Below are 24,668 nucleotides of genomic sequence, written 5' to 3' on the forward strand. Positions count from 1 at the left end.
GTCACGCTGCGGGCGCGGATGAGGTCAATTCCTGAAAGGTGAGGAGGCGCGTGGAGCAAGCGGGTAAAGCGGTCGTGTTTGCCGATCTGACGGGCAGCACCGGTCTGTTCGAGACTGCGGGCAACGTGGTTGCGACGCAGATCGTCACCCGCTGCACACAGTCGTTGGGCTCGCATTTTGCGCGTGCTGGCGGGGTAGTGGTCAAGTATCTCGGCGACGGCGTGCTGGCGACTTTCGACGACACAGTCGCCGCGGTCGAGGCCTGTTTCCGTGCGCGTGAGTTGCTGCAGGACATCAACACCACCCAGTTCCGCCAGGCGCCGCTGGCTTTCAAGATCGGCGTCGAGTATGGCGAGGTGGTGGAAAAGGACGGCGACTGTTATGGCGACGCGGTCAACGTGGCGTCGCGCCTGAGCGATCGTGCCGAAGCCAACGAGATCCTCATCGGGGAGTCGGTGTTCGCGCGCTTGTCGGACGTGCAGCGGCTCTCCTGCAGCAGCCTCGACCGCATTTCCGTCAAGGGCAAGGCCGAACCCATTCGGGTATGGCGTATCGACTGGGCACGTACCGCCGAAACCACGATCACGGTGTCGATCGATGCCATCGCCGCAGGGGGGAGGAGCGTGCCTTCGCAGCGACTCGACCTCGACCTGCTCGATCAGCACCTGAAGCTGTTGCCCACCGACGGACCGCTTGTGATCGGGCGGGGAGACGAAGCCGGCTTCGTCATCAACGATCCCAGGGTGTCACGGCGACATGCCCGTATCGAGTGGAAAGGCGGCCAATGCATCCTGACCGACTTCAGCAGCAACGGGACATGGGTGAGTTTTGCCGGTGCCGCGGCGCCAGTGATGCTGAAGCGTGAAAATTGCATGCTGCATGGGCGCGGAGAGATCGGACTGGGTGCAACGCCCGACGACTTTACCGCACCGACGCTGTCCTTCCAGGTGATCGACGAATTCTGACGTCGCGTGCCGGGCGGCGCATGCCGTCGGCGTCACCTTGCTCTTTGCCAGTGCTTCTGTCCGTATCGCATTCCGGTCGAGGTCGTGATTGATGAGATTTCCGTTTCTGCTTCTGCTGTGCCTGTCGCAGCATGTATTCGCTGCCGAGTGGTCCACGCGTGCCTTGACCGAGGTGGGCATCTTTCCGCACTTCCGCGCGCCGGCAGACGTCGTGGCACGTGACGAGGCGAGCTTGTCGGCTGAAGTGTCCGCCCGCATCGTGGACATGCCGGTACGAACCGGCGAGATGGTCAAGCGTGGTGCCGTGCTGGTACGCCTCGACGATGCGGGGTATCGAATCGACGTCGCACGCGCGCAGGCCCAACTCAAGCTCGTGGATAACCGTATTCGCCTCGCTGAGTCGCAGTTCGCACAGTCGCGCGCGCTGGCTGCCAAGGGTTTCATCAGCGACGACGGCCTGCGCATCCGCGAGACCGAGCTGGCGGTGCTGCGCAGCGAGGCCGACGCCGCCCGCGCCACGCTCGATGCCGCCCGCCTCGGTCTGGCGCGAACGGTGATTCGTGCGCCCTATGACGGCGTACTCCGTACCCGGCTGGCGAACGTCGGTGACCTTGCTGCGCCGGGGACAGCGCTCGTCGTTTTTGCAAGTGCCGCAGAGGCGGAAGTGCGCGCCCGCGTGCCGCAGCAGCAGATCGATGATCTGAAGGCTGCGGCGATGTGGCGCCTCAAGGCCGGCGACACGTCATATCGCCTGCAATTGCGCCGGATTTCTCCCCTGCTCGATCGGGCCGGGCAGGCCCGCGACGTGATATTTGCGGCTGAAGACGACCTGCCGCCGGGCTTGGCGGGCGAACTGCAGTGGCAAAGCAAAACGCTGCATCTGCCCCCTGCCTACCTGCAGCAAGTCGATGGCGCGCTCGGCGTTTTCGTCGAGCGCGAGGGCAAAGCCGCATTTCTGCCCGTGCCTGGCGCCCAGGTCGGGCGCGCAGCAGCGGTCGGGCTCGCGCCCGAGACCCGCGTCATCGATCAGGGGCGTTTTGCCCTGGGCCTGAACAAGGGGGCGCCGTGAGCCGTCTGTATGCGCGCCTGATCGACAATCATCCCCTGGCCAATATTGCCTTTGCACTCGTATTGCTTGGCGGTCTCTTCAGCTATCTGACCATGCCCCGGGCGCAGGACCCGGAGATTAACTTCAACTGGGTCAGCATCATCACCACGCTGCCCGGGGCCTCTGCGGAGGATGTCGAGCGCGAATTGACCGGGCCGCTAGAGGATGCGATCAAGCAGGTGAAGGACGTTCGCTTCGTGTCTTCATCGAGCCGCGAAGCGGTGTCGTCGATTCTGCTGCGCTTCGAGGAGATCCCCGATCGCACCTTCGACAAGCGTGTCAATGACCTCCGGCGCGAGATCCAGAACAAGGCTGCGTCGGAACTGCCGCTCGAGGCGTCCGACCCGCAGGTGCTCGAAATCACCTCTTCCAACGGTTTTCCCACGGCCATCCTCGTGCTCTATGGCGCCGCCGGTGAAACCCTGAGATCGGGCGCGTTTGCCGTCAAGAAGGATCTGGAGCGGGTCGCCGGCGTTGATCAGGTGATCGCGTTGGGACAGGACGATGCCGAGTTGCATGTGGACTTCGATCCGGTTCGGGTGGCGGCCGCAGGGCTGTCGCCGATCCAGGTGTCCGATGGCGTCGCGGCGTGGTTTCGCAACACGCTGGGCGGACGCGTCCGGGTGCAGGATCGAGAGTGGCTGGTCAGGCTCGAAGGCAAGACGCCGTCACCGGAGGAGCTCGCCCAGGCGGCGATCGTCACCCCGCAGGGGCGCGTGACGCTGGACGAACTGGGGCGCGTCGAGCGTTCGCATGAGCGTTCCAGCCAGCTTGTCAGTTACAACGGGCGGCCGGCGGTGATGTTGTCGATTACCAAGGATGCGCGGGCCAACACGCTGGAGCTGGTCGAGTCGCTCAAGGCCTTCGTTGCCGAGCGCAACGGCTTGCTTGCCGGCCAGGGGCTGCAGCTCGCGCTGGTGGATGATCAGACCCACGCCACGCGCAACGCCATCAGCATCATGGAGTCGAATGCGATCATCGGATTGCTGGCGGTGCTGGGCATGTGCTGGCTGTTTCTCGGCCCACGGCTCGCGTTGCTCGTCGGGCTTGGCGTGCCGTTCTCGCTGGCCGGGACCTTCATCGCGGTCGACGTGATTGATTCGACCCTTAATCTCACAGTATTGCTCGGGGTGGTAATCGCGCTCGGCATGCTGGTGGACGACGCCGTGGTGATCGTGGAGGCCATCTACTATCGCCTGCAGCGCGGCGAGAATGCCCGCGACGCCGTACAGGCCGGCGTGTATGAGGTCGGGCTGCCGGTGCTGGCTTCGGTACTGACCACCATCGCGGCCTTTCTGCCGCTGATGCTGCTGCCCGGCATCCTTGGCAAATTCATGTTCGTCGTGCCCTTCGTGGTCACCGTGGGGCTGCTGGTCAGCCTGCTCGAGGCATTCTGGATATTGCCCGCCCACATCCTCACGCTCAGCCCGGACTATTCGCGGCGTCCGAGCCGCCTGCAGGTGATGCGTGAGCGCTTTACGCGCAAGGTCCGCATCCGTTATGCGCAGGTGCTGGTGTTCGTGTTGCGTCGTCCGCGCCGGATGATGGCAGTCCTGATGCTGGTGATGGCCGCCGCCATTGGTGCGCTGGGTGCGGGGCTGGTGAAGACGGAGTTTTTCGCTTTCGATTCGATGCGTCTGTTCTACGTGAGTGTCGATATGCCCGCTGGCGTTGCGCTCGACCGCACCCTCGAGGAGGCGAACCGCGCGCTTGCGGTGGTCGAGTCGTCACTCGACGGCAGCGAGTTGCGTGCCGTGACGAGCTATGCGGGGACGAAATTCACCGACACGGAACCGGTCTATGGCGACCAGTATGGACAGGTGCTGGTCTCGCTGTTGCCGCGTGCGGGGGAGATGCGCGATACCGCCGACATCATTGCGGCGCTACGCCCCCGCATCGAGGCGCTCAACGGCGAAGCGCGCTTTTCCTTCCTCGAGTTGAAGGGCGGCCCGCCGACGGCGAAACCGGTCAGCATCAAGGTGCGTTCGGATGACTATGGTCAGCTGAGGGCCGCGGCCGACGCCCTGCTCGAAGAGGTCCGCAAGCTGCCCGGCGTGCGCGACATCACCGACGACGATGTGCCCGGCCGCAATGAGCTGCGTCTGGTGCTTAACCGCGAAAAGCTGGCGCGCGCCGGCGTCGCGCCGTCCGAGGTGGCGCGCTTGCTGCGTCTCTATGGCGAGGGCGAGATGGTCGCTTCCACTCGAGATGAGGGCGAAAAGGTCGAAGTGATCGTGCGTGCGAAGCCCGAGCGTCTCAATGATGTCACCGAACTCCTGCAGCGGCCCGTGCCCCTGAGCGACGGCAGCAGTGTGCCGCTTGGCTCGGTCGTGGACCATCAGACCCGGCTGTCGAAAGGTTACATCCGTCATTACCAGCTCACCCGTGCGATTACCGTCGAGGCCGAGCTCGACAAGGCGCAGATCGACACCGTGAGCGCGAACGCACGTCTGAAGGAGGCATGGACCAGGCTGCAGCCCGCCTATCCGGGCGTGACGCTGGATTTCTCTGGTGAACTGGAGGACATTCAGGAGAGTATCGATTCCATGAGCAAGTTGTTCGCGTTCGGCGTCGGCCTGATCTACCTCATTCTGGCCACGCAGTTCCGCAGCTACTGGCAGCCGCTCATGATTCTGGCGACGGTGCCGCTGGCTTTCACTGGCGTGGTGCTGGGCTTGCTGATCTCGGGGAATCCGCTCTCGCTCTATACTCTGTATGGCGTGATCGCGCTGACCGGCATTGCGGTGAACTCGGCGATTGTGCTGATCGATGCCGCCAATGACCGGCGCGAGGCGGGCATGAGCGTCCACCATGCGGCGATTTACGCGGGCCGCCGCCGTGTCGTGCCGATTCTGATCACGTCGATGACGACCATCGGCGGACTGTTGTCACTTGCCATCGGGCTGGGTGGCAAGTCGCTGATGTGGGGGCCGGTGGCGGCGAGTATCGTCTGGGGGCTGGGATTCTCGACGGTGCTGACGCTCTTCGCCATTCCGCTGATCTATCGCATGAGCATGGGGCGGCGGGCCGTGACGACCCGCGCCCGCTGAATGACAGCGGGGTGACCCGCTTACTGGCTGGCAAGCAGCGCGTTGATCGCCTGCACGTCGTCTTCACCCAGTGTGCCGGCCGCCGCCTTCAGTCGCAGCTGGGCGAGCAGGGTGTCGTAGCGCGCGCGCGACAGCTGCTTGAGCGTGTCGGCGAGCTGGCTCTGGGCATTGAGGACGTCGATGTTGATCCGCACGCCAACCTCGTAACCCAGCTTGTTGGCTTCCAGCGCCGAGGTGGATGACACCTTGGCGGCCTCGAGCGCGCGCACCTGTGCCATGCCGCTGGTCACACCGAGATAGGACTGGCGCGCGGCCAGTGCCGCACTGCGGCGGGCATCTTCAAGGTCGGCGTCGGCCTTCATCTTGAGTGCAGCGGCCTCGCGTTCGCGCGAGGACACCCCGCCACCCTGGTACAGGGGCACGCTGAGCTGGAGTCCGACGGTGGTGCTTTCGCTGCGGTCGACCGAGATCGACGGGCGATTGTTGAGGCCATGGGTGGCGACGAGGTCCAGCGTTGGCAGATGGCCCGCACCGGCGCGCTCGACTTCGCGGGTCGCGATCTCGCGCGCCAGCTGCTGTGCCTGCACGCCGAAGCTGCCGGTTTCTGCGGCCTTGACCCAATCGCCGATGTTGTCGGGCTGCGGACGCTGGAGTTCGACACCCGGGCGCAAACCCGCCAGCGGCTCGGGCTCCTTGCCGATGATCTGGGCCAGCGACTCGCGGCGCACGTCGAGTTCGTTGCGTGCGGCGATTTCCTGCGCCGATGCGAGATCGAAGCGCGACTGCGCCTCGTGCACGTCGGTAATGGTCACTGTGCCCACCTCGAAGCTGGTCTTGGCGATTTCGAGCTGTTCCGCAGCCGCGGTGCGCAGCTGGGCGACCGCAGCCAGTGCATCTTCGGCATTGAGCACGTTGAAATAGGCCTCTGCGGTGCGCAGGATCAGGTCCTGGCGCGCCAGGCCGAACTGGCTGCCGGCCAGCGCAGTCTGCAGTTCTCCCTGCTTGTACTGCACCCAGTTCTGCCAACGGAACAGGGGTTGGGTGAGTTGAACGGCGTAGCCGTTGCTATTGTAGCTGTAGTCCCTGCTGCCGGCCGGCAGCCTGTAGTCGGCATCGTTGTAGGTCGTGCTCGCAGAGGCGCCGATCGTCGGCAACAGGCCCGCACGCCCCTGGACGACTTTCTCCTGGCCGGCGTCGAACTGGGCTCTGGCCGCTGAAAAACGCGCGTCGTTCGCAAGCGCATCGCGGTACACCTGCGACAGGTCGGCAGCGAAGGCCGCACTCGCAAACAGGCTGGAAAGACATACCGCTACGACTCGCTTCATTGGGTTTCTCCGTATTGATCAGTACTGCGGCATCTTCGGATCGACCCGATGCGCCCATTCGGACACGCCGCCGGCAAGGTTGATCACCTTGGCGAAGCCCTGACGCTCGAGGAACATCGCGACCTGCGCGCTGCGTCCGCCGTGGTGGCAGATCACGACGATTTCACGGTCGCGGTCGAGTTCCTGGGCGCGCGCCGGCACTGTGCCCATCGGCATCGGCTGTGAGCCTTCGATGTGGCACAGCTGGAACTCCCACGGCTCGCGCACATCGAGCAGTAACGGCGCCGGTTGCGCCGGGTCGTTGAGCCATTGGGCCAGTTCGATGGGGGCAATGTGACGCATGGCGGTCGATCAGAAAGTGAAGGTGTCGTGGCGTGCAATATTGCGCAGCATCGGCACCATGGTTTCAAACACGTCTTCGGTGCGGAAACGGCCTTCGGCTTCGCAGGTGACGAGGCGGGCCTTCATGACCGGTGCGTCGCCAACGAAGGCAAACAGGCGCCCGCCGACCTTGAGCTGCGAGAGCAGTGCCTGCGGCAGGAAGGGCATGCCGCCGGAGACGACGATGACATCGTACGGGGCACGATCGGCCCAGCCCTGAGCTGCATCGCCTTCTTCGACGATGACATTCTCCACGCCGTTGCGTGCGAGGTTGGCGTGCGCCAGCCTGACCAATTCGGGCTCGATATCGATCGTGCGCACCCATTCGGTCCTGGCTGCAAGCAGGGCAGCGAAGTAGCCCGAGCCGGCGCCGATCTCAAGCACGGTATCGGAGCGGTGAAGTTGCAGCGATTGCAGGATTTTGCCCTCGATGACCGGCTTGAGCATGACCTGCCCGCAGCCGAGCGGAATCTCGACATCGGCAAACGCCAGCGAGCGTGAGGCGGACGGCACGTACTCTTCGCGCTTGACCGTCATCAGAAGGTCGAGCACGCCCTGATCCAGCACCTCCCAGGGGCGGATCTGCTGCTCGACCATGTTGAAGCGCGCTTGTTCGAAATTCATCGGGGACTCCTGGCGAAATATTAGCACACGCTAATGTATAGCGTGTCCGCATGAGAAACTTTCGTATTCTATCGCAGTTGGTGCACTGCAAGCCCAGAGGCGTGCAGGCCATTGCGACGGAGTCCTGGACCGCTGACGGGGCGCATGGTAGGCGTAATGAGGCATTCGCGATCTACTTCGCTGTGGCAGCGTGGCCGGGCTTGACCCGGTACCAGGCGGCGTACAGCGCCGGCAGGAAAAGCATGGTCAGCAGCGTCGCGACCGTCAATCCGCCCATGATCGCCACCGCCATCGGGCCGAAGAAGGCCGAGCGCGACAATGGAATCATCGCCAGAATGGCTGCGGCCGCGGTCAGGATGATGGGGCGGAAGCGGCGTACGGTCGATTCGACGACCGCTTCCCATGGCGGACGTCCGGCGCTGCGGTCCTGCTCGATCTGATCGACCAGAATGACCGAATTGCGCATGATCATGCCCGACAACGCGATCGTGCCGAGCATCGCGACAAAGCCGAAGGGCTTGTTGAACGCGAGGAGAAAGGCGGTGACGCCGATCATCCCCAGCGGCGCCGTCAGCACCACCATGAACATGCGCGAGAAGCTCTGAAGTTGCAGCATCAGCACGGTGAGCACGACCAGAATGAAGAGCGGCACGCCGGCTGCAACCGAGCTGCCGCCTTTTCCGCTCTCTTCGACGGCGCCGCCCGCTTGCAGCCGGTATCCGAGCGGCAGTGTCGCGGTAATGGCGTCGATCTGCCCCGCGAGCTGGCCCACGACAACGGCGGGCTGGATCGTACCGTACAGGCTGGCCCTGACCGTGACCGTCGGGATGCGGTTGCGGCGCCAGATCACGCCCTCCTCGAAACCGTATTCGGCGGTGGCCAGTTGTGCCAGTGGCACGCTGCGCCCTCCGCTGACTGGAATCGCGAGGTCAGGCAGCAAGCCAAGATGAAGACGCTCCGAGGCCGCGCCCCGGAGCACCACGGAGATGGTCTCGGTACCTTCGCGGAACTGCGTCACCGTCGTACCTTGCAGAGAGGTCTTGAGCAGCGACGAAATGTCGGCGCTGGAGACGCCGAGCAGGCGGGCCTTGTCCTGGTCGATCCTGAGCCGGATCACCTTTGACGGCTCTTCCCAGTCGAGATTGACATTGGACAGGTGGGGATTGCCTCGCATGACGTCGGCAACCTGGTGGGCGATGCGGCGGATTTCGCCGATGTCCTGTCCACTGACGCGGTATTGCACGGGGAAGCCGACCGGTGGGCCGTTCTCCAGGCGGTTGATCGTTGCCCGCAGTGGCCACGCTTCGGTGGCAAAGAGTGCAATGAGCCGGGTGCGGAGTGCTTCACGTTCGGCGGTGCCCTTGGTCAGCACGACAAACTGCGCGAAATTGGTCTGCGCCAGTTGCTGGTCGAGTGGCAGGTAGAAGCGCGGGCTACCGGCACCGAGCCAAGCGACATAGTTGTCGATGCCGTCCTGCTGGTCGAGAAAGTGCTCGAGTCGCTTCACCGCGGCCTCGGTGGCCTGGTGTGAGGCGCCTTCGGTAAGGCGCAGGTCGACCAGCAATTCGGGTCGGGTCGAGTCGGGAAAGAACTGTTGCGGTACCAGGCGCGCAAACGCGACCAGCGAAAGCGCGAAGATCACGATCGTAAGCGCGATGACGATCCAGCGATGACGCACGCAGCCATTCACCAGCGCGCGCAGGCGGGTGTAGAAGGGCGTGTGGTAGATGGCGTGTTCGTCATGTGGTTCGTGGGCCGGGCGAGTGTGCAAGCGGGCGCCGAGCGCGGGTGCAAGCCGCGACACAAGTCGTTTCATGAGCGTAGGGCTGCCATTTTGCTTGCGGAAGTCGGGTAGCAAATGCAGACCGATGTAGGGCACGAACAATACGGCGGCGACCCAGGACACCAGCAACGCGATCACCGTCACCTGGAAGATCGAACGGGTGTATTCGCCGGTGGCCGATGCGGCGGTAGCAATTGGCAGAAAGCCTGCAGCGGTGATCAGCGTGCCCGACAGCATCGGCATGGCCGTGGAGGTGTAGGCGTAGCTGGCCGCCTTGGCACGCTCCCAGCCCTGCTCCATTTTCGTGGCCATCATCTCCACTGCGATGATGGCGTCGTCCACCAGCAGGCCGAGGGCGAGTATCAGGGCGCCAAGGGAGATCTTGTGCAGACCGATATTGAACAGGTGCATGAACAGAAAGGTCACCGCCAGCACGACGGGGATGATGATCAGCACCACGACCCCCGTGCGCAGGCCCAGCGACAGCAGGCTGACAGCCATCACGATGACGACGGCCTCGATCAGCACGCGGACGAACTCGCTCACGGATTCGCGCACCGCGCGAGGCTGATCGGCTACGCGTTCGAAGCGGATACCTACCGGCAACTGCGCTTCGATGCGCTTGACCGCGGCGTCCAGATGGTGGCCCAGTGCGACGATGTCGCCACCGGTGCGCATCGATACGCCGATGCCGAAGGCGTCCTCGCCCATGAAGCGCATGCGTTCGCCGGGCGGGTCTTCGAGGCCGCGTCGGACTTCGGCAACATCGCCAAGACGGAATGCACGCCCCTTGGCACGAATCAAGGTGTCGCGAATGGCGTCGAGATCGTCAAAACTGCCGCTCGGGCGCAGCCAGATGCGCTCATCCGCCGTTTCGAAATGACCGGCTCCGGTGACTGCATTCTGCGTCGACAGGGCGGTGGCAATGTCGGCGATATTGAGGCCGAAGGTCGCAAGCTTGGTGTTGGACAATTCGATGAAGACGCGTTGGGCTTGTTCGCCGAAAAAGCTGACCTTGGCGACGTCCGGAACCCGTAGCAGTTCGTTGCGAATCGCGTCGGCATGGCGTTTGAGTTCGGCATGCGGAAGACCCTCGCCGACGAGCGCGAACACATTGCCGAAGGTGTCGCCGAATTCATCGTTGAAGTAGGGGCCGCGCACACCGTCCGGCAGTCGGCCCTGCATGTCACCGATCTTCTTGCGGACTTCGTACCATACGTCAGGGATGTCCCGCGAAGGCGTGGAATCCTTAGCAAGGAAGAAAATCAGCGCTTCGCCGGGTTTCGAATAACTGCGCACCACGTCGATCTGGGCGATCTCCTGCAGCTTCTTCTCGATCTTGTCGGTGACCTGCTGTTCCACTTCACGCGCACTCGCGCCCGGCCACTCGGCCCGCACCACCATGACTTTGAAGGTGAATGGCGGGTCTTCGGATTGCCCCAGCCTCGTATACGAAAGGAGGCCGATCAGCGTGAGGGCAATCAGCAGATAGAGTACGAGCGCAGGGTGCTCCAGCCCCCACTCCGAGACGTTGAAGCGACTCGCATGCACTTTCATCGCTGCACATCCAGTGCCGGTGTGCTGCCTTGCTCGACGGGGCGAACCAGCATGCCCTCGGTGAGCAGCTGTACGCCGGTCACCACAATCCGGCTGTCGCGTGGCAGCGTATTGCGCACCACTGCGCCTTGTGCTTCGAAGGCAAGGACGTCGACCGCTGCGGTGCGAACTCTGCTTTCGCCATCGACCACCCAGACGAGAGCCGCGCCGCCGCGGTGTGTCACCGCCGTCATCGGCAGCACCACCGTATCGGCGCGCGCGCCTGCAAAGGCTGCGGTCGCGGTTGCGCCCAGTGGCAGTGTATCGCCATCGGGGAGACTGATCCGCACACCGTAGGTTCGGGTGGCGCTGTCTGCCGCGGGCGAGACCTCGCGCACGACCCCCCGCAACGATTTGTTCTGTTCGATCCACAGGCGCACCGCAAGCTCTTGCCCGACGTGAATGTCCTGGATCCGGCTCTCGGGGACGAAGATCTGCAGTTCGCGATCGCCTGGCGGGGCAAGCCGCATGACCGTCTGGCCCGCCGCGACCACCTCGCCCGCCTCGACCTGGACCTCGGTGATGATGCCGGCGCTGTCCGCAAGAAGTTCGGTGTAGCCGGTTTGATTCGCGGCCGACGCGGCCTGCGCGCGTGCCTGACGCAGGTGGGCTTCGGCTGCGTCGACCGCAGTGCGCCGGCTGTCCAGCGCAGCGGCACTGACGAAGTTGCGTGCGAGCAGTGCTTCGGTACGTTTGAGTTCGGCCCGGGCCAGCGTGGCCTCGGCCTCGGCTGCCGCGATCTGCGAGTTGGCCGCCGTCGCGGCCAGTTTCGCATCCTGCGGATCCAGGCGCGCCAGCACCTGGCCGGGTATCACCTGGGTGCCGGCATCGACCAGGCGTGAGACGACCTTTCCGCCAATCCGGAACGCAAGGCCGGTTTCGTAGCGCGCGCGAATTTCACCCGTATAGGCCTGCAGGGATGCGGTATCGGCTTGCTCGCCGACGGTGTGTACCAACACCGCCGGCGTGACCTGTTCTTCAGCCGCAGGCGGCGAGCAGGCGGCAATCAGGGGCAGCAGTGCAGCGGCGAGCCTTGTCCGCAACGAGTTCATGAGCGTGTTCCGTATTCCGTGGTGCGAACGGCCAGGCCGTTCAGCGCCAGATCGATGTGGGCATCGACATAGGCTTGCGCGTCGATGCCGTGGTTGCAGCAGCTGGCAAACGAGTGATTCCAGGTGGCGAGATGGACCAGTGGCGCGACGAGCAGCGTGCCGATCAACGCCGGGTCGACGGGCCGGAAAATGCCGCCGTCAATGCCGCGCTGGACGACCTTGCGCAGCAGGGCGAGACCACGCTGGATGACGGCTTCGTCGTAGTAGCGTGCAGTGTCGGGGAAATTGCCTGCCTCCGACATCATCAGCTTGGGAATGCCCCCCAGTTCGGTGTTGCCGATCATGGTCCACCAGCTTTGCAGAAAACTGCGCAGCAGACTCACGGGATCGTCTGCAGACTCGGCAAGCATGGCTTCGCCGGCCTCGATCGCGGGGATGACGCCCTCTGCGATGACGGCCTTGAACAAGGCTTCCTTGCTGTCGAAATAGAGATAGAGGGTGCCTTTGGAGACGCCGGCCCGCGCCGCGATCTCGTCCAGCCGGGTGGCGGCAAATCCTTTCTCCACGAACAGGCTCAGCGCCGCCGCGGTCAATTCCTGCGGGCGGGCTTCCTTGCGGCGCCTGCGCATACCGGTTGCCTCAGCGTTCATGCCAGGCCTGCCCAGGATGAATGGACGGGGTGCGGCCGAGGTCGTTCGGATGCGGCGGGCGCGAGAAGAAGGGGGCGTGGAGCAAGGGCATCGAATGTTTAGTTACTGACTGGTTAGTCATTAAACACTCAATGCCCCGTTTTCGACAAGTTAATTTTTCGGCGTCTGTTCGGTCATGGCCTGCAAAGTCTTGACCCGCGCATCGCAGCCCGTTGCCGGACGGAACATCATGCTGCGCAATGCGACGCCTGGCGGAACCTGGGCGGTGAATGCGGCGCCGACGGACTGCCATTGCTGTACGGGCTTGAGCGATCGCGCGTCAAATGCCACGCCCCCGTGCTGGCTCCATAGCCACAGGCGGTTGCCCTTTTCGTCCAGCGCCATCGCGGTCGGACACAGGGACGCCGGCAGCGCCATGCTGCCTAAGGGCGCCACGCCACCGCGCAGCGAGTACACATCGATCTGTGTGCGTGCCGCATTGAGCCGATAGATCGACTGGCGCTCGGGCCATGCGATGTCCACGGTGGCGTCAGGGCTCGCCTTTCCGCAGCCGCCTGCGGCCAAGCATGCCGTCAATAGCGAGAGAAGCTTGAATGAAAACGGGCGCATGTCGGTCTCCTTGACAATCGTGCATCGTGGACCAGACACTACCTGACACTTGATGATCTGAAACGGACACATCGACCGAAACTCTGCGGAATCGTATTGGTCGGTCCGGCAGTACAGATCAGGTTGGAAATCTCTTTTGCGTACAGGAAGGTCATAAATGCTGATGGTCAGTCTGGACAGCTCTCAAGCCACGCCATTGGTGGAGCAGATCGTCGACGCGGTTCGCGGACAGATCGACGACCGCATTCTGCGCCCGGGTATGAAGATGCCGCCCATCAGAAAGCTTGCCGAGAGCCAGCTGATAAGTCGCTTTACCGTCGTCGAGGCCTACGACCGCCTGGTGGCATTGGGCTACCTGCGCTCGAAGCGCGGCTCAGGTTTCTACGTAGCGCCGCGAGCGGAGCGGGGCGAGGGGCGCTTGCGGGCCACGACCGACCGCGCCGTGGATGTGGCGTGGGTGATGCGCCAGGGGCTCGATGATCGCCCCGGGCTGATCAAGGTCGGGGCAGGCGTCCTGCCGCCCGATTGGCTCGACGACGAGGGACTGCGCCGGCATCTGCGGACCCTGTCCAGGCGTCCCGATGTGCGTCTCACCAGCTACGGCACGGTCCAGGGCTATCTGCCATTACGCCAGCAGCTACAGGTCAAGCTGGCCGAGTTCGGCATTGGTGCCGCACCGCATCAGATCGTGCTCACCGAGGGCGCGACGCGGGCGCTCGACATTCTTGCCCGTCACCTTGTGAAGCCCGGCGACGTCGTCATGGTGGACGACCCTGGCTATTACAATTTTTTCGGCAACCTGCGCTTGCAAGGCGCCAAGCTGGTGGGCGTACCGCGCAACCTGGACGGGCCCGATGTGGCACAGATGGAGGCTTTGCTCGAACACCACAAACCGAAGGTGTTCTTCACGCATTCGGTACTGCACAATCCGACCGGTGCCAACCTCTCCCCGGGGGTCGCGTTCCGTATCCTGCAGCTGGCCGAAAAGCACGACTTCCTGGTGATCGAGGACGACACCTACGCGGACTTTCATCCGCACTCCACGACGCGTCTCGCCAACCTCGATCAGCTCAACCGCGTGATCTTTGTCGGCAGTTTCTCCAAGACGCTGTCCGGTAGCCTGCGGGTGGGCTACCTCGCTGCCCGGGCCGACCTCGCCGCCGAACTGACGGACGTGAAGACGCTGACCACCGTGAGTTCGAGCGAATTCAACGAACAGCTCGTGTACCAGATGCTCACCGACGGGCATTACCGCAAATACCTTGATCGTTTGCAGGGGCGGCTCGCTCAGGCCGCGGATGCTTGCCTGCGCATGGTGGAGCGGGTCGGCCTGGAGGTGTATCTCGAGCCCAAGGGCGGTCTCTTCATCTGGGCCCGTCCGCCCGGTCTCGAAGATGTGGCCGAGATCGCCTCGCGTGCGGCTGAACAGGACATAATGCTGGCGCCGGGCAAGGTTTTTCGTCCGCAGATGCAGCCCAGTCCGTGGATGCGCTTCAATGTCGCCTTTTCGGTTGCCGAGCGGGTCGAACGTTTCCTGGGCGAGGCGCTGGGCCGTGACTGAGCGGGGGCTTCAGCGCGATTCCAGCACCAGCCTGCCATTGGTGGGCTGAATCGGGCGTGAGTTGCGCGGGTAGAGCCGATTGAAGATGTCGAGCTGGTTCTGGGAGAGTTCGCCCGACTGCTTCATGACCACCCACAACACCCCCTCGGTGCACGGCGGTGTGGTGAGCGAACCGAGGTAGAGATAGTGCTCGGGCCGGGTGGGCATGAAGGCGGCAAGGTCGATGGTGAGGTCGGGCATGTAGGTGCTGCCCTTCTCGAGCGGCAGGTTGTTCAACAGTACCTGCAGCATGGGATTGTCCTGCTCGCCCCGCTCCATCAACACCCCGACGTTGGCCAGTTCTCCGTCGGCGCTGCGGTGGTGGAAATGCACCACCATGTCCGAGGCACCACCGCCCACCCGCTCCTGCGATGGACGGTGCAGGGTGACGTATTCCAGTTCGTAGCGCTTGCCGCGCACCTCGACGCTCATGCCGACGTCGACATTCACCCTCAGCATCTTGCCGGTGTCGGTAATGCGGAATCGTGTCGGCCGGTAGTCGAATTTCACCGGCTCAAGGTCTACCGCAACGCCATTCTGCAGGTTGATCGGCGACTGCCGCTTGCCTTCGCTGCATAGCTTCCATTCCGGGCGTAAGCCTCCCCAATGGTCGGGGCCGGTGTCGCCGCTGTAACTCCAGCCCTCGTCCGCAATCTGTAGTACGGGCTTCTGCGCCGGGGGTGCCTTTGCTCCGGCCTTCACTGGCATGGGCTTTCCCCCCTTGCGCTCACGTGTGCTCGTGGCGCGCGACGGCGCCGCAGATTGGGGCCGGGGCGTTGCCTTGGGAGATTGAGCCGGTTTGGTCGCCGGGGCCGCTTTCTCGGCCACTCTGTGCGTCTCCGCCATCGGCAGCTCCGCCATCGGCAGCTCCGCCATCGGCAGCTCCGCCGTCGGTGTCTCCTCCGATGCCTTTGGCGGTGGAGGGGCGATCTCGCTTTTTGCCGGGCTGGTCATGTCCTTCTCGACCAGCCCCGCAAGGTTTGGGCGAATGGACGGAATTGGCATGGCGGCCGGCGTCGGCAGCCGACTGGTGGCGGCCACCTCGCGTTCCTTGATCAGCGTTTCCGCTGGCGTGGGTTTGGCCGCGGGCGGGGCTGCCGCCGGCTTGGACTCTGTCTCTTATACCCCTCTGACCTGCCGCCGAAGAGGATAGTGTAGTTATTGGTCTGTGCCGTGTAGTTGTCAAAACAGAGATCGATCGTACGACGACTACGTTGGAAGACGAAATTCGTGGGGCAGCTCATACCTCCGAAACGCTCAAATTAGCGATTCGGAGCAGGTTGTATGCAGCCCCGGAAAAGAAGGCCGCCATCTGGGTCTTCGCCTGGCCGATGAAGCGGGTTTTTCTCAACCCGCCGACCGTTTTCAGCCAACCGAATATTTCCTCGACGCGCTTTCGCTTTCGCTGGCTGACCCGGTAGCCCTCGGTCCGAATGGTTCCCCCATCCAGTCCAGGTGTCTTCCGATTCTTGATGCGTGCAATGTGCGGACGGATCTGATGCTCGCGCAGATGCTCGACAAACGCCTCCACATGATAGCCCTTGTCCGCACCCAGTGTCTCGGGGTGAACGTGCCTGCGTCGCGCTCACGTGAGCAACTACCGGGCCGCACGGTGCTCTGCCTGAATCGATTCGGTGATGAGGGTATCCACGCACAACCCAGGGCAATCGCACCTTCATGTCATCACCCCGAGCAGTTCTGCGCGAAATTTGTCCGACGTAGCGGCCAGTATGCGCTTGGTCTTTATGCTGCCCTTGCGTGACGTGTTCAATCGGAGGAGATTCATCACGATGCGGCTGACGATGGCGAAGTTGTTGGCAGCGAAGCCGGTACGAACGGTGGATTGGTCTTCGTTGAACTGGACGTCCAGGCACCAGTGAAGCCGGTTCTCTACTTCCCGGTGACTGCGAACGGCACGCGCGATGCGCGCGGCGTCAGCCGGCAGGGAGCTGATGTAGTCGCGGCGCTCGCGGGTATGCTGGCCCGCGGCGATGCGCTCGCGCTCGACGATTGCGAAACTCTTCAGATCTGCCCACTGATCGGCCTTGTAGAGCCGGTCGACGGCATCGAAGGCCCAGCAGCGCCGGATTTCGCTGCGCCCGTGGCCATCGTCGCAGGTTTCGTTCGTGGTTGTCGGGACGATTTCGCCACCCACGCCGGCCTGCGTGAGCAGGAAGGATTCGACGAGCTTGGGGTGATTGTCCTTGACGCACAGCACGTAGTGCGCGCCACGGTCGCGGATCGTGCGTGCAATGCTGGTCCGGGCACCCATCGCGTCGATCGTGACGACACAGCCTTCGAGCGCAAGTGTGGCCAGCAGCTCCGGGATGGCGGTGATCTCGTTGGACTTCTCGGCGGTCGCGGTCTGCCCGAGCACCAGCCCCATATCGGCGGCAAATGCGCTGACCAGATGCAAGGGCCTCGCCTCGGCTTTGGTCGTGCTGCGCCGGCTGGTCTTGCCGTCGATCGCAACCACGGTGTCGCCGTCCAGAGCAGGAATCAGCTGGCTGACCCAGCGCCGAAACGCGGCCTCGAATTCGCGCGGATCCAGGGCGGCGAACACGCGTCCGAATGTGTCGTGCGACGGGATGCCGTGCTCAAGCACCAGAAAACCTCGCAGCCGGTCGAGCCGCTCCTTCGCCCACGCCTCGATCTCCGAGAACTCGTCCGCGCTGCACAGCACAGCACATACCGCCACCGTGAGTAAAGCGCGCCGCGATAAATGCAGGCTCGCGAGCGAGATAAATGCGACTGAAGATAGTTTTACTATGGGAAAGAGAATTTCGCCCTAGAAGAAGAATTCTCGCCACTCAAGAGCGGGCCATCCGACAACACCACTCCGAGTATCAAGATCAGTCCACGGACCACTGTCGGAGGCTGACCCTTGAACAACCCATCCAGTGGGCTGCCGATCGCTCAGAACCCTTTGACACTGAAGCCGGTAGGACACCAACGGCTCAGTAGTACCACGGTCGATCAACCACCATTGAGGGAGCGACGATCCTGTGTTCGCGACCCACTCGGAACCATCGCTATCCTCGACGGCCCTACCAGCCCCATCAGAACCATCCTGCGACGACGCGGAGCATGACGCCGACAGACCGGTCGTAACATCAACGCCGCTACCGTTGCGCAGCTCAATCTCGCCGATGCTAGGGAATGAAGAGCCTCCGGTCGCCGTAATCAGGATCCGGATGAACCGATAAGTGACCCCACCGGCCCCGCCTGACCCCAGACTTTCGAACGCCGCAACAGCGGAGAATAGGCTTCCAACGCCACCACGAAAGGATTGCACGCTGACTGTGACGTCGCCCGCATAGATGCTACTAAGCTCGCACGCGTTCGAGGAAATACCGGTCACCTCATCGATCAGTGCCCCCGTATCCACTCGCCGCAGCTGCGCAACGTACGTCACGCCTGGCTCAGGTCCGATATCACCGACACCGGCGTCGATGACCTGGTCAGCCTGCAATAGACGGTCTCGGTGTGCCCACGTCACCGCAAAGACGCCGCTCGCAGTATCAGGGTAGGCAATTCCGTTGATTCTCAGCCGTCCGGGCGGATAGGGTCGGCCCTGCCGCTGCGATACGACAATGCTGTCGACACTCGCATCGACCGGATCCAGTTGCTCCTGACTTGTATTCGGCAACACGCGAACCTCAACGGTCGTACCTGGGCCATAGGCCAGCCCGTCCGTTGCAGCACCTTCCATCACAAACATGCGCGCGCCGGCGCTGTGCGACGCGGGTACTGTATCGAGACACCCCCGGCCAATCGTCCCTGTCATCGTCGCGGCGTCCCACGAATCGACCCTGACAATCTCATCGTCGACAACGGCGATCGCACCGGCCTCGATCTGATCACCATCAATCACAGACGACAGCGAAAACGCCGTGTCGACGACGCTCAAAGGCGCAGACAAAACACCTGACGGGACGAAGTCGCCAGCCGCATCGGTATCGATCCAGTCACCAGATCCAACACGCGTTTGAAGGCCAAAATCGATTGACATCGATGTCGGCTTTGCCGCCAGCACGGAAACATACCCAGCAGTCGAATCGACCAGGTTCAGATTCGCAGGATCTGTCGTTGCGGCGATATCGCGCCAGGTGCGCTCCATCACGCGCCGAACGGTCACCGGCACTGCGGACCTGTCTGGAGCAGCCCAGATCGCGGGCTGATTGCTCGACATCTGAGCAGAAGGAAGGCCGAATATGTCCTGCACCACCGTGATCGTGATCGCGGCATCGGTGAGCGTGCCATCCTCACACCGACCGGCCCGCACAACGAGATCGCCAATACCACGAGCCGTGCTGCGGATACGGAACACGTCGCCTGGCTCGATGCGGTATCCACGGCGGTCCAATCGCACCTTGAAGCGCTTGATCTGGCTCGAACGCAGGCGCACCTCTCGCGCGGCCACACGGCCAGCAAGCTCGGCCGTTGGGAGCCCCTTGAACTCGAGCGACGTCGATATCACCTGCCCATCAGAGACGATCGCCGCAAGATTGCGTTCGCGCGTCTGGCGATCTTCATCCTTGATCGGGTCTTTCCATTTGACGATCACCTCATTGACTGCGCCCGAAGCCGCGCCATTTTCATCCTCATCGAGTCCGAGAAGACCCGTGTCTTCATCGAACAGCGGCAGCTCAGCTGCGACATAGTCGTCGCGAATCAGCTTCAGGTGGAAGAGCCCATCGAACCGACTCTGATACAGCGACGCCCCGATGTGATCGATCACCAGCTGCACGAAGTTCGCCACGGTGTCTTGCCTGTTCCAACGCAAGCACAAGCCGAACCCTTCCGCATACAGTGCATCGGCTACTGCACGGAACGCAGAGTCGGAAAACCGGGATCTGTCGATGCCCGCACCCCAGTCACGGTTCGTCAGCGACTCATACACGATGTGAGCCGCGTTCATCGCATGGATGTTTCCGCCCGCCAGCGGAATCATGGCCTTTTCCGGGTACCAGACCTCACCATCCCATCCAGCCGTGCTGCGACGCAGCCGCATCTTCCAAGGTTTGATGTACGGGGTCATCGAACTGACCAGGCCGTCGAAAAACATCGTCAGCACACCACGAAACCCGGGGACATCCTCACCCAACATGCTGACCAGCTCTGCGGGCGGCGTCTGGGTCGGCTCACCCATCATCACATGCAGGGTGCCGTCGATCCCACCTTCCTTCTTGTCACCGCCAAATAGCTTCGGCTGCGCGATCACGACCGGCACGCTCGCCGTAACGCTGCCTGAAAACGCAGTCTTGCCTCCGGCATCGATCTGAACCAGTTCGTTCACCGGGCCGCGCGACACACCCATGTGAATACCCATCAAGTACTTAAACCCGATCGTGACCTTCTTTCCGCTACCCATTACGCCACCACCGACTTCATCGCATGTTCCACAAGCGAAATTGCCAGCGCATCGCCTGTTTCAATCAGCACCGCCGACGACACACCACCCGCCTTTACAATCGCGGCCCAGTCCATCCCATACCGCTCGCAAAGCGCGCGCGCACCCTTATGGCAAAGCCCAGGCCGAACGCCGGTACCGGGAAAGCTATGCAGATGGTCGAACGTCACGAATACCATCACTTCCCGCCTCCAGACTTCACCGGCTTCGTGCGCAGGTTCCCATAGCTGAGCACCTGCCAATCAGACGTCCAGCAGTCCCCGAAAATAACGCATTGAGGCGTACCCTCATCCGGAACCGGCAGATCGAACTCATCGAGCGACGCCCGCGACGCTGTCGACTTCGGATTTGCCAGCATGCTGCTGACGATCATCACAACCAGGTAGATGACGAAGTTCCACACAGCGACCTCCTCAGAATGGGTTGTTTTCGAACGGAGACTGGCCAGCCAGGTGAGGAACACCGCCGAACTGGAGCACATTGCCCTGGAAGAAGCGGCACGCTTCGACCGTCTGCGGGCAGCCTGGATACGCACGCACAGGCTGATTCAGAGACAACCCGGATGTCCCGCCCAGCAATTGCAGCGTGCTGCCAACGTGGCGCTCGATGCCACGGCGGTCGTACTCACCGCTACCGATAGCCCACTCAACATAGCCCGCAGTGAAATAGCCGTCGGCAAACCCCGCGAAATCACCATTGCTGATGGTCGCGCCGTCCATGTCCTGGACTGACGACTCCACGCGAAGCGGGGCGGGGCTGACACCACACGCTGCCGTGTACATTGCGTGCGGGCATGACCGCTCCCACCCCAACCGGAGGCCCTCCCGATTAATGCGCACAGTCATGGGAGAGCAGGTGATATTGCAGCGATCGACACGCGGCCACCTCACTGACCGAATCTCGCCAGACCAGATCACCACATAGTCGTCTACGCCCACATGTCGAGCGAACACAGTGACCTCCACTGCAGACGCCGGCGGCGCACCGCGATAGAGCTGCGCCACCTCGATATCACCTGGCGCAGTGATCACAAACTTGTCCGGCTCGGCCTGGCCGGTCTGCCGCACTCCGTCATCCGACACGCCACCGGCGATCGCGCGATACGTCCGCGTGAGGTGCTCGATATCAACCCCGCTGGAGTTGTATCGCCACGCCAACGCCCCACGCGTGAATTCATACAGCCGGACTGGCGCGCCGTCCGCAAGCGACCGCTCAGCAATATCAAACGTCATCGTCGCGTACCCCACGGAAAACCAATTGAGACTCGGCGACCAGTATTTTCGATGTTGCCGCAGGCGCTGCGAGAACCACCATCGAGACGCTTGCCATCGTGGGCGCAAACGTCGCCTTTGTATTCGCCGGTGTGGGCCGTGAGATTGGCGGCGTGGCTGCCCAACTGACCGCATTATCGACGCTCGACTTTGCCGCCTTCAGTGCCATCGGCGACGCGATGAAGGCCGACGCAGAAGAGGCACGCAAGCGCCTTGAGGCGTTTGAGCAACGCGTGCTGAACCCGCAGGCGTCACCAACTGCAGCACCCGGAACGAAGCCGGCACCAGTTGTCCCGACCGGATCGTCGAAGACGCCCAAGAAGAAAATCGACGCACCACAGGACGCGCTCGCCGATGCTGCGAAGGCATACGCCGACGCAATGGACCTCGTGAACCGTGCGCAGGTCACCGCGAGCACGTCTGGGCTGAACCTGACCGCGACACAGCAGAAGCTGCTGGAAGTGATGGTCGATCCTGCCTTCGCGCTGATGCCTGAACAGTGGCGCGTGATGATCGCCGAGCAGGCGGAATACGCCTTGCAGGCTGAGAAGATCGCAGCCGACCAGCAGAGACTGAATGAACTGGTTGCAGCCACGCCCACCGCCCAACTCGAAGCACAACGCGGCACGATGCAGTTTCTGGCCGACGCATTCAACGAGGGCAGAATCAGCGCCGACCAGTTCAGCGAAGCCGCCTCGACCGCACTGGGCAACGTTCCGGACAAAGCAAAGCCTGCCGCCGACTCGTTTGTCGATCTGGCGAAGATCGCACAGGACGGCGCGAAAGATATGGCCGGCGCGTTCGTTGATTACCTGTTTGATCCGATTGACCAAAGCATCGGCGACATGGTGACCAGCTTCGCGAAGGGCATCGCGAAGATGATCGCGCAGCAGCAGATTCTGAAGGCTATGCAGGCAAGCAGCATTTTCGGTGGCTTGTTTGCTGACGGTGGCGCGTTCGGTCAGTCTGGGCAGATCAACGCCTTTGCATCCGGTGGCGTCGTGGATCGTCCGCAGTTCTTCAAGTTCGCATCCGGTGGCAGCTTCAAGGCTGGCGTCATGGGTGAGGCTGGCCCCGAAGCGATTTTGCCCTTGAAGCGTGGCAGCGACGGCAAGCTGGGCGTGACGATGAATGGCGGCGCAGATAGCGGTGTGACCGTGAACATCACCGTCAATGAGAGCGGCCAAAGCACGACAGACGGTAATGGCGGCGCAGAGGCACAACAGCTTGGCGAGTCGCTAAAAGCGGCGGTCCTGCATGTGCTGATTCGTGAGAAACGCGCGGGCGGGCTACTCGCCGGAGCATAAGGAAAACTGTGAGCACATTTATCTGGATTGCCACCTACGGCAGCAACGTCGAAACCAAGCCGAATGTGGCCGTTGCAGAGTTTGGCGACGGCTACGAACAGCGCGTGGGCCTGGGGCTGAATATCACCCGGCGGCGATGGAACCTGCAATTCAACAACCGCCCGAACGATACCGCCGATGCCATCGAAGGGTTCTTGAAGGCGCGAAACGGTATCGAGTCATTCGACTGGACGCCCAAGTATGGCGGCGCTGGTAAGTGGGTCTGCTGTGAGTGGAGCAGCATTCCCACCAGCCCGAACACCCGGAGCGTAACGGCTACGTTCGAAGAGGTGTTCGAGCTTTGACCGGTTACGCTGTAACGAAAACAGCGGGATCGAGTCTCGTTAGAAGCTTTCACCCGCTGTTGTCAGCCCATCAAGTTACAGCTGCTCTATGGCCGCAGGCCAGCGCTTAAGGCGCTTAAGCACCCCGTCAGTTCGAACCCGATAGACCGCAAGCACGCCATTCACATTGCGAAGCACCGCGTATTGCTTTTCCTCGTGCTCAACTACTCCGCTGTCTGCCGTACTCGGCTGGTTCGTGGTGGCAGAATCCCCGTACCGGAAGTAACCCGCAATCGCACGCTTCAGAATGTCATCCATTTCTTCTCTCTCCTCAGTGTATTGAACATGAGGATATGTTAGCTCGCCAAGCTGAGCTTGTAAAGCTGAGCTTATTAAATAGCTAAGGGGCACAGACACCCCCGACGAGCCCCGAAGACCCGGACGGTGACGGCTACGTTCGAAGAGGTGTTCGAGGTTTAGTCAATGTGAGTTAATAATCCCTTCTCGAACAAGTACCCGTTGGACTTCATAAAAGACGGCACTAATACTATCCTTTGGAAACCGAATCGTCGTAAGACCATCAATATTCGAGAAGGCCGAGCAGCCATCTTCAATAAGAATAATGGCGCGTCGCGTTCCGAGTCTTCCCTGAAATAACCCTGCCTCGTGGATTACATTTGCCCTCGCGACGAAGGTATTGTCTGCTTGCTGATCTTCAGCCGTCATGACCAAGAAAGCGAATGTGGACGTGTCCAGCATCTCATAGAGCCGATCATTCGTGGAAATTCCGGCTGTCGGCGTGCTGTTAAACTCGACGCAACTGAGATGAAGGTCCCCGGTAAGAAACTTATTCAACAGAAGCCACATGGGAGACCTGCCGTGTCCGATGAAGATCTTATGCCCACCCGGTCCGTACAAAGTTTTCTGTGCCTCCTGAAGAGCGGAGTAGAACCTTTCGGCGGCCAAGACATGCGTTTCAAATAGACGCGTAGCTCTATCACCTCTCACATCCGATGGCGCTGGCCAAGAAAGATACGAATTTGAGTCCAAGCCACATATACGGCCGATTTCGACCCTCACGGACCCAATCCATAACTGCAACACCCCAATGCGGGACTCGTGGGCGTCGAGCAGCTTCCGACCACGGGACACAACCTTGTGAAGCGCGTCCATACGACTAACAGAATTCGTCCCAGGACCTTTAGTATCGTCCCCGTTGTTCAGTGCTTTAGCCTTCTCGGTGACCAAGAGTTGTTCTCCCTGGTAGGTCAAACCATTTGAGATAATTGCAAAGTCATACCGCAAACGACCACTTGTACTTTCCTTACGAATATGGAGTCCGTCAATAAGCCCCTGCTTATTCGCAAAATCAAGAATTTTTCCAACAGCCTGGAATTTCTCCCGGTCCTCTTCGTTGTTGCTCACCGGCTCAAAATTTATCCTCCCCTCTTTTACCTCTTGCAGAACGGATAACAGGTCCGACTTCATGAAAATGGCTCCACGTGTATGGGCGGTCAGTGCAACACGCGCTTAAACCTGTTCAGCATTATACGGTTTGTACAGTAAGCGCCCGGCGAACCCGTCTTGCCGTTTCGCTCAGGCGCAGTGGCT

20 protein-coding genes and 2 pseudogenes are annotated in these 24,668 nt (G+C 62.2%); 6 read left to right on the plus strand and 16 right to left on the minus strand.

Features of this window, described 5'->3' with window-relative positions:
- The first annotated feature begins 50 nt into the window (after positions 1-50).
- From J5J83_RS23265 to J5J83_RS17855, 3 genes are all read left to right on the plus strand, one after another.
- Entirely contained in the window at positions 51-965 is a 915-nt protein-coding gene (locus J5J83_RS23265; RefSeq protein ID WP_212351298.1) for an adenylate/guanylate cyclase domain-containing protein, read from the plus strand.
- A gap of 91 nt (positions 966-1,056) precedes the next feature.
- Positions 1,057-2,034: an efflux RND transporter periplasmic adaptor subunit gene (locus J5J83_RS17850; protein ID WP_212351299.1), complete on the plus strand. Its 978-nt coding sequence runs from the start codon at positions 1,057-1,059 to the stop codon at positions 2,032-2,034.
- Entirely contained in the window at positions 2,031-5,123 is a 3,093-nt protein-coding gene (locus J5J83_RS17855) for an efflux RND transporter permease subunit (protein ID WP_212351300.1), read from the plus strand. Before J5J83_RS17850 ends, J5J83_RS17855 begins: the two co-directional genes overlap by 4 nt.
- 20 nt (positions 5,124-5,143) lie before the next feature.
- Here the strand turns inward: J5J83_RS17855 and J5J83_RS17860 are convergent, their stop codons facing one another.
- From J5J83_RS17860 to J5J83_RS17890, 7 genes are all read right to left on the minus strand, one after another.
- Positions 5,144-6,448 carry a TolC family outer membrane protein gene (locus J5J83_RS17860; protein WP_212351301.1) on the minus strand — a complete coding sequence of 435 codons (1,305 nt, stop codon included), beginning with the start codon at positions 6,446-6,448 and terminating at the stop codon, positions 5,144-5,146.
- Positions 6,449-6,466: 18 nt separating this feature from the next.
- Positions 6,467-6,790, minus strand: coding sequence for a rhodanese-like domain-containing protein (locus J5J83_RS17865; protein ID WP_212351302.1), 324 nt, complete (start codon positions 6,788-6,790; stop codon positions 6,467-6,469).
- 9 nt (positions 6,791-6,799) lie between these two features.
- Positions 6,800-7,453 carry a protein-L-isoaspartate O-methyltransferase gene (locus J5J83_RS17870; RefSeq protein WP_212351303.1) on the minus strand — a complete coding sequence of 218 codons (654 nt, stop codon included), beginning with the start codon at positions 7,451-7,453 and terminating at the stop codon, positions 6,800-6,802.
- Between the two features lie 172 nt (positions 7,454-7,625).
- Positions 7,626-10,793: an efflux RND transporter permease subunit gene (locus tag J5J83_RS17875; protein ID WP_212351304.1), complete on the minus strand. Its 3,168-nt coding sequence runs from the start codon at positions 10,791-10,793 to the stop codon at positions 7,626-7,628.
- Positions 10,790-11,884 carry an efflux RND transporter periplasmic adaptor subunit gene (locus J5J83_RS17880; protein ID WP_212351305.1) on the minus strand — a complete coding sequence of 365 codons (1,095 nt, stop codon included), beginning with the start codon at positions 11,882-11,884 and terminating at the stop codon, positions 10,790-10,792. The genes J5J83_RS17875 and J5J83_RS17880 overlap by 4 nt, the downstream gene beginning before the upstream one ends.
- Positions 11,881-12,534 (minus strand): TetR/AcrR family transcriptional regulator, encoded by a 654-nt coding sequence (locus J5J83_RS17885; RefSeq protein WP_282959135.1) that lies wholly within the window; start codon positions 12,532-12,534, stop codon positions 11,881-11,883. Before J5J83_RS17885 ends, J5J83_RS17880 begins: the two co-directional genes overlap by 4 nt.
- 150 nt (positions 12,535-12,684) lie before the next feature.
- A complete protein-coding gene (locus J5J83_RS17890; protein ID WP_212351306.1) occupies positions 12,685-13,143 on the minus strand; it encodes a hypothetical protein in 459 nt (152 codons plus the stop codon).
- A gap of 157 nt (positions 13,144-13,300) precedes the next feature.
- On the opposite strand from J5J83_RS17890, the gene J5J83_RS17895 reads away from it, so the two are divergent.
- On the plus strand, positions 13,301-14,704 hold the full coding sequence (locus J5J83_RS17895; RefSeq protein ID WP_212351307.1) for a PLP-dependent aminotransferase family protein: 1,404 nt from the start codon (positions 13,301-13,303) through the stop codon (positions 14,702-14,704).
- 9 nt (positions 14,705-14,713) lie between these two features.
- Here J5J83_RS17895 and J5J83_RS17900 read toward each other — a convergent pair whose 3' ends face one another.
- The 7 genes and pseudogenes from J5J83_RS17900 to J5J83_RS17930 all read right to left on the minus strand — a co-directional run bounded on the left by J5J83_RS17900 (position 14,714) and on the right by J5J83_RS17930 (position 21,388).
- Positions 14,714-15,784 carry a carbonic anhydrase family protein gene (locus J5J83_RS17900; protein WP_349251918.1) on the minus strand — a complete coding sequence of 357 codons (1,071 nt, stop codon included), beginning with the start codon at positions 15,782-15,784 and terminating at the stop codon, positions 14,714-14,716.
- Positions 15,785-15,983: 199 nt separating this feature from the next.
- A pseudogene (locus tag J5J83_RS17905) lies at positions 15,984-16,403 on the minus strand (transposase); the annotation flags it as partial.
- Positions 16,404-16,418: 15 nt separating this feature from the next.
- Positions 16,419-17,450, minus strand: a pseudogene (locus tag J5J83_RS17910) (ISAs1 family transposase); the annotation flags it as partial.
- Between the two features lie 81 nt (positions 17,451-17,531).
- Positions 17,532-20,117 (minus strand): phage tail protein, encoded by a 2,586-nt coding sequence (locus J5J83_RS17915; RefSeq protein WP_212351308.1) that lies wholly within the window; start codon positions 20,115-20,117, stop codon positions 17,532-17,534.
- Positions 20,117-20,338 carry a hypothetical protein gene (locus tag J5J83_RS17920; RefSeq protein WP_212351309.1) on the minus strand — a complete coding sequence of 74 codons (222 nt, stop codon included), beginning with the start codon at positions 20,336-20,338 and terminating at the stop codon, positions 20,117-20,119. Before J5J83_RS17920 ends, J5J83_RS17915 begins: the two co-directional genes overlap by 1 nt.
- Positions 20,335-20,559: a hypothetical protein gene (locus J5J83_RS17925; RefSeq protein ID WP_212351310.1), complete on the minus strand. Its 225-nt coding sequence runs from the start codon at positions 20,557-20,559 to the stop codon at positions 20,335-20,337. Before J5J83_RS17925 ends, J5J83_RS17920 begins: the two co-directional genes overlap by 4 nt.
- Positions 20,560-20,569: 10 nt before the next feature.
- Positions 20,570-21,388 (minus strand): phage BR0599 family protein, encoded by an 819-nt coding sequence (locus tag J5J83_RS17930; protein ID WP_212351311.1) that lies wholly within the window; start codon positions 21,386-21,388, stop codon positions 20,570-20,572.
- A gap of 98 nt (positions 21,389-21,486) precedes the next feature.
- Between J5J83_RS17930 and J5J83_RS17935 the strand changes: the two genes are divergently transcribed.
- Positions 21,487-22,734, plus strand: coding sequence for a phage tail tape measure protein (locus J5J83_RS17935; protein WP_212351312.1), 1,248 nt, complete (start codon positions 21,487-21,489; stop codon positions 22,732-22,734).
- An 8-nt stretch (positions 22,735-22,742) separates the two neighbouring features.
- A complete protein-coding gene (locus J5J83_RS17940; RefSeq protein ID WP_212351313.1) occupies positions 22,743-23,078 on the plus strand; it encodes a phage tail protein in 336 nt (111 codons plus the stop codon).
- 75 nt (positions 23,079-23,153) lie between these two features.
- On the opposite strand, the gene J5J83_RS17945 is transcribed toward J5J83_RS17940, so the two are convergent.
- Both J5J83_RS17945 and J5J83_RS17950 read right to left on the minus strand, forming a co-directional pair.
- Positions 23,154-23,375: a hypothetical protein gene (locus J5J83_RS17945; RefSeq protein ID WP_212351314.1), complete on the minus strand. Its 222-nt coding sequence runs from the start codon at positions 23,373-23,375 to the stop codon at positions 23,154-23,156.
- A gap of 162 nt (positions 23,376-23,537) precedes the next feature.
- Complete coding sequence (locus tag J5J83_RS17950) at positions 23,538-24,545, minus strand: TIR domain-containing protein (RefSeq protein WP_212351315.1); 1,008 nt, start codon at positions 24,543-24,545, stop codon at positions 23,538-23,540.
- Positions 24,546-24,668 lie beyond the last annotated feature (123 nt).

It is taken from the genome of Azoarcus sp. L1K30 (assembly GCF_018122735.1).
In the GTDB taxonomy this organism is placed as follows: Bacteria; Pseudomonadota; Gammaproteobacteria; order Burkholderiales; family Rhodocyclaceae; genus Parazoarcus.

Excerpts from the sequence above, each read along its gene's own strand:
- J5J83_RS17930 (WP_212351311.1), bottom strand. The coding sequence starts at position 21,388 with ATGACGTTTGATATTGCTGAGCGGTCGCTTGCGGACGGCGCGCCAGTC.
- J5J83_RS17915 (WP_212351308.1), bottom strand. The coding sequence starts at position 20,117 with ATGGGTAGCGGAAAGAAGGTCACGATCGGGTTTAAGTACTTGATGGGT.
- J5J83_RS17880 (WP_212351305.1), bottom strand. The coding sequence starts at position 11,884 with ATGAACTCGTTGCGGACAAGGCTCGCCGCTGCACTGCTGCCCCTGATT.
- J5J83_RS17950 (WP_212351315.1), bottom strand. The coding sequence starts at position 24,545 with ATGAAGTCGGACCTGTTATCCGTTCTGCAAGAGGTAAAAGAGGGGAGG.
- J5J83_RS17875 (WP_212351304.1), bottom strand. The coding sequence starts at position 10,793 with ATGAAAGTGCATGCGAGTCGCTTCAACGTCTCGGAGTGGGGGCTGGAG.
- J5J83_RS17890 (WP_212351306.1), bottom strand. The coding sequence starts at position 13,143 with ATGCGCCCGTTTTCATTCAAGCTTCTCTCGCTATTGACGGCATGCTTG.
- J5J83_RS17870 (WP_212351303.1), bottom strand. The coding sequence starts at position 7,453 with ATGAATTTCGAACAAGCGCGCTTCAACATGGTCGAGCAGCAGATCCGC.
- J5J83_RS17895 (WP_212351307.1), top strand. The coding sequence starts at position 13,301 with ATGCTGATGGTCAGTCTGGACAGCTCTCAAGCCACGCCATTGGTGGAG.
- J5J83_RS17850 (WP_212351299.1), top strand. The coding sequence starts at position 1,057 with ATGAGATTTCCGTTTCTGCTTCTGCTGTGCCTGTCGCAGCATGTATTC.
- J5J83_RS17885 (WP_282959135.1), bottom strand. The coding sequence starts at position 12,534 with ATGAACGCTGAGGCAACCGGTATGCGCAGGCGCCGCAAGGAAGCCCGC.
- J5J83_RS17865 (WP_212351302.1), bottom strand. The coding sequence starts at position 6,790 with ATGCGTCACATTGCCCCCATCGAACTGGCCCAATGGCTCAACGACCCG.
- J5J83_RS17860 (WP_212351301.1), bottom strand. The coding sequence starts at position 6,448 with ATGAAGCGAGTCGTAGCGGTATGTCTTTCCAGCCTGTTTGCGAGTGCG.
- J5J83_RS17945 (WP_212351314.1), bottom strand. The coding sequence starts at position 23,375 with ATGGATGACATTCTGAAGCGTGCGATTGCGGGTTACTTCCGGTACGGG.